The 891-nt window shown below is 30.5% G+C and carries 1 pseudogene; it reads right to left on the reverse strand.

The annotated features are described in order from the left end of the window. A pseudogene (locus tag BQ7474_RS00030) lies at positions 1–767 on the reverse strand (IS21 family transposase); the annotation flags it as partial. Between the last annotated feature and the right edge of the window lie 124 nt (positions 768–891).

Raw genomic sequence — 891 nt, forward strand, 5'->3', positions numbered from 1 at the left:
TTTCCTGAAAAACAATTGGTTACATTGACTGAAAAGCCATAGTAGTTGGCAAACTCTATTAATCTTGGGTTAAGTTCTTTTTCATTTCTACCTATGAACTTACTAACAACATTTCTCATATTATCATAGACTATTTCTCTATACATTCCTCCAATCATATTAAAAAATCTTACTTGTGAATCAAAGAATACATCTTGATTTTGACTTGTGTATAGATAAGCCCATCTAAAATTAGATGCTGGGGAACTCATAACAGCCATATTTAAACTAACAAGTTTGCCATCGATTACAAGCTTAAGTTCACCAAAGTCATATTCTAACCTATCAGCAAAATCATATACTTGCTTAATGAAGCATTCTTTAGAAGCTTCTCTTTTCTTTCTAACATAAACTGCTATTGAAGGATAAGATATATCAAAACCCTTATCAACAATCATCTTATGAATCTGAACAACGCTTAAAGCTTGCTTATGATTACCCAAGATAGAATCCTTTCTTTTCTCACTTTCTAAAATCTGATCAAGATACTCATCTACTTCTTTTGTATATTTGATCTTCTTTCTATTAGAAGAATCGTAGGAAGGCGCCTTGGCAATTTCTTCTTGAACTAATGCTCTATCTAAATTAGGATTATCTAAATTCTTAACATCTTCCTGGTACTTATTCCAATATTTAGCTACAGTCTTCCTATTAATCTTAAGTATTCTAGATACTTCTCTATTTGAATATCCTTGATTTTTAAGTCTTATTATTGCATTCTTATCCATTAATTTAATCACCTCACATACCTCCGTACCTATACTTTACATACGGAGTACAAACTAAAACAAGTGGACCATTTTTCGATTAGAATTAATCGATTATTGGACCACTTTTAGTTTATCATTTACA

This window comes from Anaerococcus urinomassiliensis, from assembly GCF_900128425.1.
Lineage (GTDB): Bacteria > Bacillota > Clostridia > Tissierellales > Peptoniphilaceae > Anaerococcus > Anaerococcus urinomassiliensis.